Source organism: Acinetobacter kookii, assembly GCF_900096895.1.
Classification (GTDB): Bacteria; Pseudomonadota; Gammaproteobacteria; order Pseudomonadales; family Moraxellaceae; genus Acinetobacter; species Acinetobacter kookii.
The window spans coordinates 176,906-190,174 of sequence record NZ_FMYO01000001.1 but is presented as its reverse complement, the minus strand read 5'-3'; the positions used below and the strand labels follow the sequence as shown (position 1 = coordinate 190,174).

At 43.7% G+C, this 13,269-nt stretch carries 13 protein-coding genes; 6 read left to right on the top strand and 7 right to left on the bottom strand.

What is annotated here, in order from left to right; genetic code table 11:
- Positions 1–64: 64 nt before the first annotated feature.
- The 3 genes from BLP85_RS00970 to BLP85_RS00960 all read right to left on the bottom strand — a co-directional run bounded on the left by BLP85_RS00970 (position 65) and on the right by BLP85_RS00960 (position 1,812).
- The gene (locus BLP85_RS00970; RefSeq protein WP_092818292.1) at positions 65–571 is read right to left on the bottom strand and encodes a hypothetical protein; all 507 of its coding nucleotides are present in this window, start codon (positions 569–571) and stop codon (positions 65–67) included.
- A 181-nt stretch (positions 572–752) separates the two neighbouring features.
- Positions 753–1,190 carry a hypothetical protein gene (locus BLP85_RS00965; protein ID WP_092818291.1) on the bottom strand — a complete coding sequence of 146 codons (438 nt, stop codon included), beginning with the start codon at positions 1,188–1,190 and terminating at the stop codon, positions 753–755.
- Between the two features lie 190 nt (positions 1,191–1,380).
- Positions 1,381–1,812, bottom strand: a complete 432-nt coding sequence (locus BLP85_RS00960) for a hypothetical protein (protein ID WP_092818290.1) — start codon at positions 1,810–1,812, stop codon at positions 1,381–1,383.
- Between the two features lie 366 nt (positions 1,813–2,178).
- On the opposite strand from BLP85_RS00960, the gene prfA reads away from it, so the two are divergent.
- Together prfA and prmC are read left to right on the top strand one after the other, a co-directional pair.
- Positions 2,179–3,267: a peptide chain release factor 1 gene (gene prfA, locus BLP85_RS00955; RefSeq protein WP_092818289.1), complete on the top strand. Its 1,089-nt coding sequence runs from the start codon at positions 2,179–2,181 to the stop codon at positions 3,265–3,267.
- Entirely contained in the window at positions 3,267–4,085 is an 819-nt protein-coding gene (gene prmC, locus BLP85_RS00950; protein ID WP_092818288.1) for a peptide chain release factor N(5)-glutamine methyltransferase, read from the top strand. The genes prfA and prmC overlap by 1 nt, the downstream gene beginning before the upstream one ends.
- A gap of 37 nt (positions 4,086–4,122) precedes the next feature.
- On the opposite strand, the gene BLP85_RS00945 is transcribed toward prmC, so the two are convergent.
- The 4 genes from BLP85_RS00945 to BLP85_RS00930 form a co-directional block, all read right to left on the bottom strand.
- Positions 4,123–4,953 carry an ABC transporter permease gene (locus tag BLP85_RS00945; protein WP_092818287.1) on the bottom strand — a complete coding sequence of 277 codons (831 nt, stop codon included), beginning with the start codon at positions 4,951–4,953 and terminating at the stop codon, positions 4,123–4,125.
- Positions 4,953–5,921: an aliphatic sulfonate ABC transporter substrate-binding protein gene (locus tag BLP85_RS00940; protein ID WP_092818286.1), complete on the bottom strand. Its 969-nt coding sequence runs from the start codon at positions 5,919–5,921 to the stop codon at positions 4,953–4,955. The genes BLP85_RS00945 and BLP85_RS00940 overlap by 1 nt, the downstream gene beginning before the upstream one ends.
- Before the next feature lie 571 nt (positions 5,922–6,492).
- On the bottom strand, positions 6,493–6,846 hold the full coding sequence (locus tag BLP85_RS00935; protein WP_092818940.1) for a hypothetical protein: 354 nt from the start codon (positions 6,844–6,846) through the stop codon (positions 6,493–6,495).
- 208 nt (positions 6,847–7,054) lie between these two features.
- A complete protein-coding gene (locus BLP85_RS00930; protein WP_213031965.1) occupies positions 7,055–8,077 on the bottom strand; it encodes an AraC family transcriptional regulator in 1,023 nt (340 codons plus the stop codon).
- Positions 8,078–8,233: 156 nt separating this feature from the next.
- On the opposite strand from BLP85_RS00930, the gene BLP85_RS00925 reads away from it, so the two are divergent.
- From BLP85_RS00925 to BLP85_RS00910, 4 genes are all read left to right on the top strand, one after another.
- A complete protein-coding gene (locus BLP85_RS00925) occupies positions 8,234–9,004 on the top strand; it encodes a 3-hydroxyacyl-CoA dehydrogenase (RefSeq protein WP_092818284.1) in 771 nt (256 codons plus the stop codon).
- 278 nt (positions 9,005–9,282) lie between these two features.
- Complete coding sequence (locus BLP85_RS00920; protein ID WP_092818283.1) at positions 9,283–10,419, top strand: acyl-CoA dehydrogenase; 1,137 nt, start codon at positions 9,283–9,285, stop codon at positions 10,417–10,419.
- Between the two features lie 241 nt (positions 10,420–10,660).
- Positions 10,661–12,307, top strand: a complete 1,647-nt coding sequence (locus tag BLP85_RS00915; RefSeq protein WP_092818282.1) for an AMP-binding protein — start codon at positions 10,661–10,663, stop codon at positions 12,305–12,307.
- A gap of 153 nt (positions 12,308–12,460) precedes the next feature.
- Positions 12,461–13,216 carry a HesA/MoeB/ThiF family protein gene (locus BLP85_RS00910; protein ID WP_092818939.1) on the top strand — a complete coding sequence of 252 codons (756 nt, stop codon included), beginning with the start codon at positions 12,461–12,463 and terminating at the stop codon, positions 13,214–13,216.
- Positions 13,217–13,269: the final 53 nt, after the last annotated feature.

Here is a 13,269-nt window from a genome sequence, read left to right as displayed (position 1 = left end):
GGTGAAGTACAAGTATGAAAAAAGCACCCGAAGGTGCTTTAATGTCATTTGATATCGCGATGAATTAACGTTTACCGTTTTTGTACCAACCTAAGTGACGACCATTGTCATGGCGGTCACTGTAACGGTAGCTGTCATAACGGCGATCATAGCGATCATTATAACGACGCTCATCACGATCATAACGGTCATCGTAGCGACGGTCTTCGCTTACTTTTTTACCCAGTACTGCACCACCGGCAGAACCTAAGCCAGCACCGATATAGCCGCCGTTGGTACCACCCATATTTTTACCTACGGTATAACCGCCAGCACCGCCCAAAGCACCGCCAATTACGGCACCCGTACGGTCACGTTTGTTGGCAGCCACACCTGCACCTGCACCACCACCGATTGCAGAACCGATCATTGCACCAGTGGTGCCACCCATTTGTTTACCCACTGCGGCACCTACGACACCGCCTAGGGCAGAAGTTAAGGCTGTATTTGTTGTATTGCCTGCATAGGCTGTAGTCATGGTTAAAGCAGATGAAGTCACTACAGCAGCAAGAATGATGGAATTAAATTTCATGGCAAAACTCCTTTTGGAGGCTTTTGTTATTTCTTGAGTTAAATGTAAGCAAAGATTTAGAAATGAAAATGGATGAGTTGTTGATTATTTGTATTTTTTATCTTCCAGATTTGTTCATAATTAATATGAATAATAAAAAGCACCCGAAGGTGCTTTAAAGAGTTCGATCATTAATGGCGAATTAACGGCGACTGTAACGACGGTTGTCATAGCTATTATAACGGCGATCATAACGGTCATCATAACGGCGGTCTTCTGAAACTTTTTTTCCCAGTACCGAGCCACCTGCAGCACCTAAGGCAGAACCGATATAGCCACCCGTAGAACCACCCATGTTTTTACCGAGGGTATAACCGCCTACGCCACCTAAACCAGCCCCGATTGCAGCGCCAGTACGGTCACGTTTATTTGCTGAAACCGCAGCACCGCCCGCACCACCAATGACAGAACCAATCATTGCACCAGTGTTACCGCCCATTTGTTTACCTACCGCTGTTCCTACAACACTACCAAGTGCAGAAGTTAAAGCAACATTGGTCGTATTGCCTGCATAAGTGCTTGTGGTCGCAATAGCAGAAGTGGCAATGACTGTAGCAAATAAAACTGAATTAAATTTCATGGTAGACTCCAGTGGAAAGCGTTTGTTATCTCTTGAAATAAGAATAGAACAAGACCTGGCATTGAAGATGAATGGCGTGTTAAAGGTGTGTGTTTTTTTCTGCCAAATTTATCCAAAATTAACAGCGGATAAGGCAAATAAAAGTAAAAAAGCACCCGAAGGTGCTTTTTTACTATGTGCAGCTCGTGCATTAACGGTGGCTGCGATAATATTTTTTAGAATGTTTTTTGTATTTGCGTTGGTCAGCACGACGGTCTTCCGATACTTTTTTACCCAGAACCGAACCACCTGCAGCACCTAGTGCAGAACCGATATAGCCACCCGTCGTTCCACCCATGTTTTTACCGACTGCATAACCGCCTACACCACCTAGGCCGCCACCGATGGCAGCACCGGTACGATTGCGTCGGTCTGCAGAAACTGCTGCACCACCCGCACCACCAATAGCAGAGCCAATCATTGCACCGGTATTGCCGCCCATTTGTTTGCCAATTGCGGTACCTGCTACGCTACCTAATGCAGAGGTTGCCGCAATACGAGTAGAGTTGTCGGCATGAGCAGAAACGGTAAACATTGATGCAGTTGCCATTGTTGCGCTGAGTAATAATGCATTAAATTTCATAGTTAACTCCATGTCCAAAAGTGAACGTTGTAAGTAAGTTCTTTCGATGTCGGCAAATGTAACAAAAATTTTTTCCAACAATGTGGAGAGGATCAACTAGAGTTGTGGCGTTTAGTGTCTGCTTTGTAAAGTTTCTTTAACAAAGTTGGAAATTGCTCATAAAACGCACGTTTATCAGGCAAATCTGCGTAAAACCGACGTGATTTGATGTTTCATCGTGAACCAATCCCTTTTTATATGTGGTTTTGTCCCCACAATATCTATGTCATTTAACCCTTAGAATCGTTACACTAGGCACAATTTTTTTGAGCTGCTCTATGTCCTATAAGGCATGGAGATAGCCTTTGTATTGAGATATTTAGCAAAATGAAAGAATCGTTACGTTTACGATTAGATCAACTTTCTGACCGTCACGAAGAATTAAACGCATTACTTGCCGACGTTGAAGTGATTTCAGATAACAAACGCTTCCGCCAATTGTCTCGTGAGCATAGTGATTTATCTGAAATTACTGAAGTCTGGAGCAAATTCCGTCAGGCAGAAGAAGATATACAAACTGCTGAAGCCATGTTAAGCGATCCTGACTTTAAGGAAATGGCGCAGGAAGAAATAAAAGACAATAAGGCGCTGCTGGAGCAACTGGAAGCAGACTTAAATATCCTGATGATTCCGAAAGATCCAAATGATGCCAACTCTGCCTATCTTGAAATTCGTGCTGGAACCGGTGGCGATGAAGCTGCAATTTTCTCGGGTGACTTATTCCGCATGTATAGCAAATATGCAGAAAGCCAAGGCTGGCGCATAGAAATCCTGTCTGAAAATGAAGGGGAGCATGGCGGTTATAAAGAAGTCATCTGCCTGATTAATGGTGAAGGGGTATATGGTCGCCTGAAATTTGAAAGTGGTGCTCACCGCGTACAGCGCGTTCCTGCAACCGAATCACAAGGCCGTGTGCATACCTCAGCCTGTACGGTGGCCATTTTGCCTGAAGTCGATGTCGATACCTCGGTAGAGATTAACCCGGCAGACTTGCGTATTGATACTTACCGTGCATCCGGTGCCGGTGGTCAGCACATTAACAAAACCGATTCGGCAGTCCGTATTACCCACATTCCAACCGGTACGGTGGTGGAATGTCAGGATGAACGTTCACAGCATAAGAACAAGGCCAAAGCCATGGCACTGCTGGTTTCACGCCTGGAAAATGCCAAACGTGCGGCAGCCGATGCGGCAACCTCGGAAATGCGCCGTGATCTGGTCGGTTCGGGCGACCGTTCGGAACGTATCCGTACCTATAACTATCCGCAAGGCCGCATGACCGATCATCGTATTAACCTGACCTTATATAAGCTGGATGCCGTTATGGAAGGTGATTTGACCGAATTGCTGGACAGCTTGCATCGTGAATATCAGGCCGACCAGCTGGCACTTCTTGCACAGCAGAATGGTGGCTAATGAATATTGCACAGGCCTTGGCCTTACGTGGTGATGCAGAAAGTTATGAACGCCAGGAAAATGCCTGGTTGCTTGAGCACATTACCCAAATAGATGCTTTTGATTTGCCGTTGAAAAAAACTCTGGAATTAACAGCAGAGCAAGAACAGGCATATCGTAATGGCCTGGCACGTATTGCAGCAGGTGAACCCCTGGCTTATGTCACGGGGTCACAGCCATTCTGGACACTGGATTTAAAAGTCACTAAAGATACCTTGGTGCCACGTCCAGATACAGAAGTACTGGTGGAAACGGTACTGAAACTTGACTTGCCTGAAGATGCCCGAATTGTCGATTTAGGTACTGGAACCGGAGCCATTGCTTTATCTCTTGCCAGCGAACGTCCAGATTGGTCTATTACGGCAACCGATATTTATGCACCGACTCTAGAAGTTGCTCAGTTTAATGCCGAAAAGCATGACCTTGAACATGTGCGCTTTGTCTGTGGTTCCTGGTTTAAACCTTTGGGACGTGAGTTCTTTGATGTCATTGTTTCCAATCCGCCGTATATCGATGCGGAGGATATCCATATGCAGGATCTGGCGACTGAACCGGAGCGTGCTTTGGTGGCAGACAAACAAGGTCTGGCAGATTTGGAGCAGATTATCGTACAAGGCAAAAAGCATTTAACCGTCAATGGCTGGGTGGTGCTGGAACATGGTTATGATCAGGGGGATGCGGTACGGCATATCTTTACTCAAGCCGGTTATAAGCAGGTGCGTACCGTAAAAGACTATGGCGGTAATGACCGTGTGACTTTAGGGCAGTGGCCACATTAATCTTAAAAAAGATAAAAAATAAAGCGCAGCATGCGCTTTATTTTTTGACCACATCACGCCAGCGTAACAGCCAGCTTTCAGCAATTTTCATTAAGCTATCGGTCATTTTGCCTAAAATGGCCAGTAAGATAATGGCAATAATCACAATGTCGGGTCGGGAGGTTTCCCGGCCATCACTGAGCAAATAACCGATCCCTTGGGTTGCGGCAATCAGTTCAGCTGCAATCATAAACATCCAGGACAAGCTCAGGCTGTTGCGTAGACCGGTTAAAATACCCGGGGATGCTGCAGGAAGTACAATCTCCTTAATCTGTTGAAAGTATTTCAACCGATAGACTTGCGCCACTTCAATTAGCTTGCGGTCTACGCCGTGAATGGCGGCAACGGTATTGGTATAGGTCGGGAAAAATGCACCGATGGCAATCAGGATAATTTTAGAGGCTTCATCAATGCCTAACCACAACAATAATAGTGGAATCCAGGCCAGGCTTGGAATCGACTTAATCGCTGAAAAAGAAGGTTCTAGAAATTCTTCCGCCTGTTTATTTAAACCTACAAAAATTGCGAAAATCAGTGCAAGTCCGCTACCGATAAAGAAACCAAGAAATACCCGCCAGGTACTGGTCCAGATATGTAGCCACAAATCGCCTGAAGACAGTTCCAGGAGTGACTGCCATAAGCTGCTTGGGGCAGGAAGCAGGTAAGGTTCAATCACCCCATTTCTCACGAATACTTCACACAGGATTAACGCAAAAACTGGGATGACCAAGCCCTTCAGCTTGCTTAATAACTTAAGCAAGCCAAGCGCTGGGACTTTATCAACTTCAGGTTGAATCGGTGATTTATTCGTTGTTAGAGACGAACTCATTATTTTTTCACAACCTTGTTCGCATATTTGGCATCAAACAGCTGATCAATCACCTGATTGACATTGGTTCCTTTACGCACCAAATCCTCTTCAGTCAAAATGGTTCCAGATTTTTTCAATGCATTGATATGTTTGACTGTTGGGATGTTTTGTTCAAAATTGGTACGGCTGAGTTGCAGTTTGGCTACAGCAATAGGCAGTTTCGATTCACGTGCCAGCAATTCGGCCAGTTTAGCAGGATTGGCTTTGGCCCATTTACGTGCCTGTTCATAGGCTTTAATGACCGCTTCAATCGCTTCCGGACTTTGGCTGGCAAATTGTTCCTTGGTGCTTAATACGCTATAACTATTAAAACCGACATTTCGATACAGCAATTTTGCACCTGACTGCACTTGAGCAGAAGCCATCAGCGGATCTAAACCGGCCCATGCATCGACTTGTCCACGTTCAAGTGCGGTTTTACCATCCGGATGTTGCAGATGGACAAGCTGAACATCCTTTTTATTCAAACCCGCAGTTTCCAGTGCTTGCAGAGTAAACAGGAAAGGGTCTGTACCTTTGGTGGCGGCAATTTTTTTCCCTTTTAAATCTTTTAGGCTTTTAATTGGAGAATTTTTTGCGACCAATAAAGCCGTCCATTCAGGCTGACTCTGGATATAAACGGTTTTAATCGGGCTACCATTGGCACGGCTGAGTACAGCAGCCAAGCCTGCCGTAGAGGAAAAATCCACACTGCCACTATTTAAATACTCGAGTGAACGGTTACTGCCTTGGCTAAATACCCATTTAATCTGGGTATTGGGTAAAGCCTTTTCCAATAATTTCTGCTCTTTAACGACCAAACTGGTCGGAGTGTAATAGGCATAATCGAGCTTCAGTGTATCCGGGAGGGCTGCCAGGCTATATTGACTGACCAAGCCGAATGCGATCGCTGTGAGTATTTTGGTTTTAAAGCCGGAATTTTGCATAAACGCCCCAATTAAATGATTTGAATGAGATGCGGCGAATAGTGCCAGTGAGTGAAGACAGAAGACAAAAAAGTAATTTTTATAAAATTATCTTAATTCCAGATATGCTGATGAATTTATATTAAGTTTTTGAAATGTAATTAAATTTATTTTTAATATTTCTATTTTTTCATTTTATATAAAAAACATACATCAACATGAATAAAAGGAAATAAAGAAAAGTTTAAGGTGTAAAAGATTTTTGTTATTGCATGGTCATTTCAATGTAATGACAAATAGTTCTAGGCGGAGACAGCTGAAATAATAAAAATACCGATAAATTGATGACTCGTTGGAGATGTGAATGATCCTGACATTTTAATGCGGTTGAACGATGATGGAGCTCTGTTTTTCCAAGAAGATATTACACCGGAAAACTTAAACAGGTACACAAACAAAAAAGATCAGAATTAGTCCCAGGACCGCAGCAAGTTGTTCAAGATTGAAGCATGGATATTCATGCAGGTTAAAGATTGAGGAATAATAGGCATTAAAAACGGCTCCTAAAAGCCGTTTTTTGTATTCTGCAAGATTACATCGGATAATCTTGTAAGCAGTCTGAAACTTCAACCTGTGCCAGAGCATCGGTTTCAAGGGCTAAACAAAGCGCCACAATTTTTGCCGTATCTGCAACATATTGATCATCCTTTAATGCTGTAGCGGATTGCAGCGCGGCAATGCGTTCAGCACTGATATCCAGTGCTTTCGCTGCTTCAATCGCATCTGCACGATTGAAGAAATTGACCACTACATTTTGAAGTGCAGAATCAGAAGTATTTAAAATGCCTTGCTTGAATAACTCATCAAATTGACCGGTGTGAGAGTTGAGAGAATGAGTAAAATTTTGCACCAGGCTTTGCTCTAGTACATCAATCATCTTAAGCATGTCAGAACCTTTAATATAAGGTGATTTAACAGGGAGAGTACAGCAGAAAGACATAAAGATATGCCTTTAAATTGGTTGAAAAATAATCTATTTTGTCACTTTTTGCAAATAAATTCCGACGAAAAATAGATCAATTTTTTAAACTCATGAAAAGCAAAGAATTATTAAATCATGAGAAAGGAAACACTGTTTTATTAATTAGATTAATTCATAGATCCTTGTTTTGGCGATAAGCACCTGGGCTGACACCCGTCCATTTCTTGAAAGCACGATGAAATGCACTTGGATCGTGAAAACTTAATTCATCGCTAATTTCCTGCAAGGTTTTTTCAGTTTTAGTCAGGAATTCAATGGCTGTATCACGTCGGATATCATTTTTCAGCTGTTGATAACTGACGCCTTCGCTTTTTAAACGTCGTTGCATCGTGGCATCAGACATATTTAAACGCTGGGCAATTTCATTAAGTTCAAGCCATTCGGCAGGTGGAACATTCATTAAATGTTTACGGATTTGAGAACTAATGGCATGCGGATTTTTAAAACGGATCAAAAGGTTGTGCGGGGTCTGCCTGATAAATTGATACCAGGACTGTTTATCTTGTTTAATTTGAATATTTAAATAATTGGCATCGAACTGGATATAGTTTTCATTGCTATTGTATTGAATGTTTTCACAAAAGCGGACTTTATAGTCCTGATCATCCAGCGGTGCATCACATTTGAGCTGAATCTGGTTGAGTAAAACCCTTTGTCCGCTGAGCCAGCACATCAAAGCATGAATCAGCATTAAATAGGTGGCATAGCTAAACATTCTTTTGGTCTGTTTCTTTTCATAAATCACAATATAGGCATAGTTTTCCTGTACAAATAATTGACTGATAAAATCATCCAGAACCAGATTTAAAAACTGCAAAATTTGCTGTAAGGCTTTTTCCAGGGTTTCGGCATGCATGACCGATTGGGATAACAGTTTAAAACTGCCGCGACGCATGGGGTGGCTGTCCATCCCAAAAAATTCGTCGTTCATGGCATCGGCCAGTTCGGTCCAGAGCTGGGCATATTGAGAAACAGATACACGGGCTTTACTGGAGTGCAGCAGCTCAACAGGAATACCGGATTTGATCAGGATGTTTTGTGTGTTTAATCCCTGATGTTGGGCAGATAAAAGCGCTTCATGCACCAGACTGATCGAGATTGTACCTTTACTGTAATTTAGCTCTTGTTCATTCATGTACAGATATCCGTATTCCGTATTTTTGCTGCCGTGATCTGGATTGTCCAAATCCATCATAAAGGATGCAAGGTTTGGAAATTGTACTCTAGCTGAACTGCATTTACTCTGCATCTTAAGTCGAGTGTTTATTCAAAGAATTAACAGGAACAGAAAATGAAAATTCAAGGAAAAGTATTTGTCGTGACAGGCGGTGCATCGGGTTTGGGTGCAGCCACAGCCACTTATCTGGTGGGTCAGGGTGCTCAGGTGATTATGGTGGATATGAACCAGGAACTGGGTCAGGAAATGCAGCAGCGTTTGGGCGAACATTCGGTCTTTGTAAAACTGGATGTGACCGATGAGCATGCAGTCAAAGTCTTCTTTGAAAATATTGAACAGCAGTATGGTCAGTTAAATGGCCTGGTGAACTGCGCAGGAATTGCACCGTCTGCCAAAGTACTGGGTCGTGATGGCATTCATGATTTGGGCATGTTCCAGAAAGTACTGAATATTAATGTCAGTGGCACCTTTAACATGATCCGTTTTGCGGCAAGTTTGATGGCGAAATATCAATTGCAGGCAGGTGAAGAAGAGCGCGGTGTCATTGTTAATACCGCTTCAGTGGCTGCATTTGAAGGACAGCTCGGGCAAGCGGCTTATGCTGCTTCTAAAGGTGCTGTGGTATCTATGACTTTACCGTTGGCACGTGAGCTGGCACGTGAGGCGATTCGTGTGATGACTATTGCACCAGGCATTATGGAAACGCCGATGCTGAAAGCCATGCCGCAGAATGTGCAGGATGCTTTGGGACAAATGGTGCCGTTTCCATCGCGTTTGGCGAAACCGGAAGAGTTTGCACATCTGGTTGGGCATATTTTTGAAAATACGTATTTGAATGGTGAAGTGATTCGTCTGGATGGCGCGATACGTATGCAGCCTAAGTAATTATTGATAATTGCGGCGGCATGATGGAGTCTTTTCAATATGTAATAAAACTCTGTTTAACCTTCGGTTCGACCTACTTTTCTTTCGGGAAAAGTAGGCAAAACCATCCCCATTCGCAAAACCTGTTTAATCAAAATTACAGTCCCTTGTCTCGCAGAAACATTATCTTTTAGATGTATGTCAGGTTGCGAATGGGATTGTCGTGTATCAAATATTTCTTAAATTTTTATAAATAAAGAATTTTAAAAACTGAATGTGAAACATGAGAGGGAAGCTCAATGATTTTAAATGACGAACAAAAGATGGTTCAGGACATGTTGCGCAATTATTCGCAAAACAAACTGAAACCAACTGCGGCAGAACGTGATAAAACTGCGCAATTTCCTGCACAAGAACTGAAAGAACTGGGTGAGCTGGGTGCTTTGGGCATGACTGTGTCTGAACAATGGGGCGGTGCAGGTCTGGATTATGTGTCCTTAGTCGTTGCCTTGGAAGAAATTGCCGCAGGTGATGGCGCGATTTCAACCATTGTCAGCGTACAAAATTCATTGCCGTGTGGCATTACCCAGCGTTATGGTACAGAAGAGCAGAAACAGAAATATCTTACCAAACTGGCTACAGGTGAATGGCTTGGATGTTTCTGTCTTACCGAACCGCAAGCCGGTTCCGATGCCGGTGCACTGGAATGTAAGGCAGAACGTGATGGAGATGAATGGGTATTGAATGGCACCAAACAGTTTATTACCACAGGCAAACATGCCCAAGTGGCGATTGTATTTGCCGTGACCGATAAAGCTGCCGGGAAAAAAGGCATTTCCTGTTTCCTGGTTCCTACAGACACAGAAGGCTATATCGTGTCTCGTCTGGAAGAAAAAATGGGACAGCATTGCTCAGATACCGCCACCATCATTTTTGAAAATTGCCGTATTCCTGCTGAAAACCTACTTGGCAAGGAAGGAGAAGGCTACAAGATCGCTTTATCTAACCTAGAATCCGGTCGTATCGGCATTGCAGCACAATCCGTCGGCATGGCGCGTGCTGCACTGGATGCTGCGGTGGAATATGCCAATGAACGCAAAGCTTTTGGGGTAGAGATTGTGCAGCATCAGGCGGTCGCATTCCGTCTGGCAGATATGGCCACCCAGATTGAAGCGGCACGGCAACTGATTTTCCATGCGGCAACCTTAAAAGATGCAGGGCTGCCTTGTTTAAAAGAAGCCTCTATGGCCAAGCTGTTCGCATCCACCATAGCAGAGCGGGTGTGCTCCGATGCCATTCAGATTCATGGCGGTTATGGCTATGTGTCGGATTTTCCGGTAGAGCGGATTTACCGCGATGTACGGGTCAGCCAGATTTATGAAGGGGCTTCGGATATTCAACGCCTGGTCATTGCACGCGAGGTGACTAAAATCTAAACCGGCTAAAGCTTCAAATGGCTAAATTTTAGACTTTAGTCGGTGTTCAAATCCTGCACATTTTCTGATGGATAAGGAAATTGCAGGAGCCTGGAAATCATGTTTATCTAAGTCAAATGTGAAGTAAAAAAGCTTAAAGATGCTGAATCAGGTTTGGCATGTTTAGAGTAAGAACAATAAGCAAAATGGATCAGCAAAGCAGGAGCTTTGCTTATAAAATAACGGATGAGAGGTGGTCGTCATGAAGACACTACAACAAGCATATCAAGAGTTTAATTTTGATGATTTTCTTGCAGAGCAACTGGTCGGTACCGCCGAGTCAGTCAATGCCTATGTGGAATGCTGTGATCGTTATCTCGGTTTAAATAAAACGGCTTTAATCTGGGAAGGCAAAAATGGCGAATCTGCGGAATGGACATTTGAACAGCTGGCAGAAGCCTCTGGAAAACTGGCTAATTATTTCAGCTCGATTGGCTTAAAGTCAGGGGATTGCATTGCCGGTTTATTGCCGCGTACGCCTGAACTGCTGATTACCATTTTAGCCACCTGGCGCATGGGTGCAATTTACCAGCCATTGTTTACTGCTTTTGAGTCCAAAGCCATTGAGCACCGGATCAATACCGCCAAAACCCAATTGATTGTGACCAATGCAGAACAACGCTCAAAACTGAACGGTGTGACCGTACCGCATATTTTAACAGTCCATCCAGGTGATGCTTCAAGTCACCTAGACGCCGATTTCTGGACAGAACTGGCTGGGCAGTCAGAATCTTTTGAACCGGTGATGCAGACTTTTGTAGATGATTTCCTGATGATGTTCACTTCAGGTACCACAGGTTTGGCAAAATCGGTGCAGGTTCCTTTAAAGGCGCTGCTGGCATTTAAAGGCTATATGATCCATGCGGTGGATTTGCGTGAAGAAGACTCTTTCTGGAATCTGGCCGATCCGGGTTGGGCGTATGGCTTGTATTATTGCATTACCGGACCTTTAAGTCTGGGGCACAGCATCATTATGGATGAACGTGCCTTTAGTGTAGATAACGCCGTGCAGATCATTAAGAAATATAAAGTCAGCAATTTGACCGGTTCACCAACTGCTTTCCGGATGTTCTTTGGATTCAAGGAAAAATTTGATCCTTCCATTAAAGAGCATTTACGAGCGGTCAGTAGCGCAGGCGAGCCATTAACCCCGGAAGTGATTCACTGGTTTAATCATGACCTGAATGTCAATATTTATGATCAATATGGCCAGACTGAACTGGGCATGGTGATTGCCAACCATCATGCTTTGCAACATGAAAAGAAAGTCGGTTCCGCAGGTTTTGCCAACCCGGGACATCGTTTTGCAGTATTGAATCAAAACCATGAAGAAGTTGAAAAAGGCGGCATTGGCACCTTGGCGATCGACTTTTCCCAATCGCCTTTAACCTGGTTTAAAGGTTATGGCGGCAATAACCGTAAATCATTTGTTGGGCATTATTATTTAACCGGTGATACGGTGAAATTAAATGAACTCGGAGGTGTAGATTTCATTGGTCGTGCAGACGATGTCATTACAACGTCAGGCTATCGTGTGGGGCCTTTCGATGTGGAAAGCACGCTGCTGGAATGTGCCGAAGTCTTGGAGTCTGCAGTCATTGGCAAACCAGACCCGGAACGTACCGAAGTGGTGAAAGCTTTTGTGGTGCTGAAACCGCAATTCTCAGCTTCGGATGAGTTAAGCCATAAACTTCAGGAATATGTCCGTTCGCGTTTATCGAAGCATGCCTATCCTAAAGAAATTGAATTTGTCGAAGGCTTGCCTAAAACCTCGAGTGGTAAAATTCAGCGCAATTTACTCAAGCAGCAGGAAATTGCCAACATGCAGGGAATCCAGAAAGTCAGTTAAACCCTTTTTTGTTTTTTAAAGTTTCATGCTCTTGCACCCGAAAGGGTGCTTTTTTTATTTAGTCTTCTTTAGTCATTATTTTGAACTATAATTCATGCTGAATTTAGATAAAGCGATTGTACGGATAGGGATTGGCAAGTGACTGATGTAGATATGGACCTAGAGTTAACTGATGAAGAAATGCATCTCTATAGCCGTCAAATTCTGCTGGAGGGCTGGGACATTGAAGCACAGGAAAAACTGAAACTTGCCAATGTCCTGATTGTCGGTTGTGGTGGAATTGGCTGTACCACAGCTGAACTGCTTGCTCGGGCAGGTGTGGGGAAAATCACCTTAATTGATGCTGATACCATTGAAATGAGTAATTTGCAACGGCAAATCGCCTATGTAGAAGAAAATATTGGCTTCTATAAAGCTGAAATACTGGCCAAGCGATTACAGCAGATCAATCCGCATATCCGTGTTGAATCTCAAACAGTAAAACTGGATGAGGGCAATGCAGAAGCATTCATTGCAGCGCAAGATCTGGTTTTGGATGGCTGCGATAATTTCACCTCGCGTTACCTGGTTAACCAAGTCTGCAAGCAATTCAATGTCCCTTTAATCAGTGCTTCCGCGATTGGTTTTCAGGGACAGCTGTTTATGGTAGAAGGCGAATCTGCCTGCTATGAATGTCTGTTTCCCAAAGAACAGCATGCTAATGAAAACCTGCGCTGCGCCGATTCTGGCGTATTAGCCACAACCCCGAATGTGATGGCCAGCTTGCAAGCCCATCATGCTTTACTCTATTTGGGACTGGGCAAAACAGCACTGAAGCAGAAACTGATGCTTTGGGATGGCTTAAGCATGAAACAGCGTTTGCTTGCTTTCGAAAAAGATACAGATTGTCCAATCTGTCAGGCAAGATAAACCTGCAAGCGCATATTTTTTTGCTACACTCACTACAATTTAATTCTAAGCTG

Bases quoted from the DNA above. Each gene is read 5' to 3' on its own strand.
- BLP85_RS00970 (WP_092818292.1), bottom strand. From the start codon at position 571: ATGAAATTTAATTCCATCATTCTTGCTGCTGTAGTGACTTCATCTGCT.
- BLP85_RS00965 (WP_092818291.1), bottom strand. From the start codon at position 1,190: ATGAAATTTAATTCAGTTTTATTTGCTACAGTCATTGCCACTTCTGCT.
- BLP85_RS00960 (WP_092818290.1), bottom strand. From the start codon at position 1,812: ATGAAATTTAATGCATTATTACTCAGCGCAACAATGGCAACTGCATCA.
- prfA (WP_092818289.1), top strand. From the start codon at position 2,179: ATGAAAGAATCGTTACGTTTACGATTAGATCAACTTTCTGACCGTCAC.
- prmC (WP_092818288.1), top strand. From the start codon at position 3,267: ATGAATATTGCACAGGCCTTGGCCTTACGTGGTGATGCAGAAAGTTAT.
- BLP85_RS00945 (WP_092818287.1), bottom strand. From the start codon at position 4,953: ATGAGTTCGTCTCTAACAACGAATAAATCACCGATTCAACCTGAAGTT.
- BLP85_RS00940 (WP_092818286.1), bottom strand. From the start codon at position 5,921: ATGCAAAATTCCGGCTTTAAAACCAAAATACTCACAGCGATCGCATTC.
- BLP85_RS00935 (WP_092818940.1), bottom strand. From the start codon at position 6,846: ATGCTTAAGATGATTGATGTACTAGAGCAAAGCCTGGTGCAAAATTTT.
- BLP85_RS00930 (WP_213031965.1), bottom strand. From the start codon at position 8,077: ATGAATGAACAAGAGCTAAATTACAGTAAAGGTACAATCTCGATCAGT.
- BLP85_RS00925 (WP_092818284.1), top strand. From the start codon at position 8,234: ATGAAAATTCAAGGAAAAGTATTTGTCGTGACAGGCGGTGCATCGGGT.
- BLP85_RS00920 (WP_092818283.1), top strand. From the start codon at position 9,283: ATGATTTTAAATGACGAACAAAAGATGGTTCAGGACATGTTGCGCAAT.
- BLP85_RS00915 (WP_092818282.1), top strand. From the start codon at position 10,661: ATGAAGACACTACAACAAGCATATCAAGAGTTTAATTTTGATGATTTT.
- BLP85_RS00910 (WP_092818939.1), top strand. From the start codon at position 12,461: ATGGACCTAGAGTTAACTGATGAAGAAATGCATCTCTATAGCCGTCAA.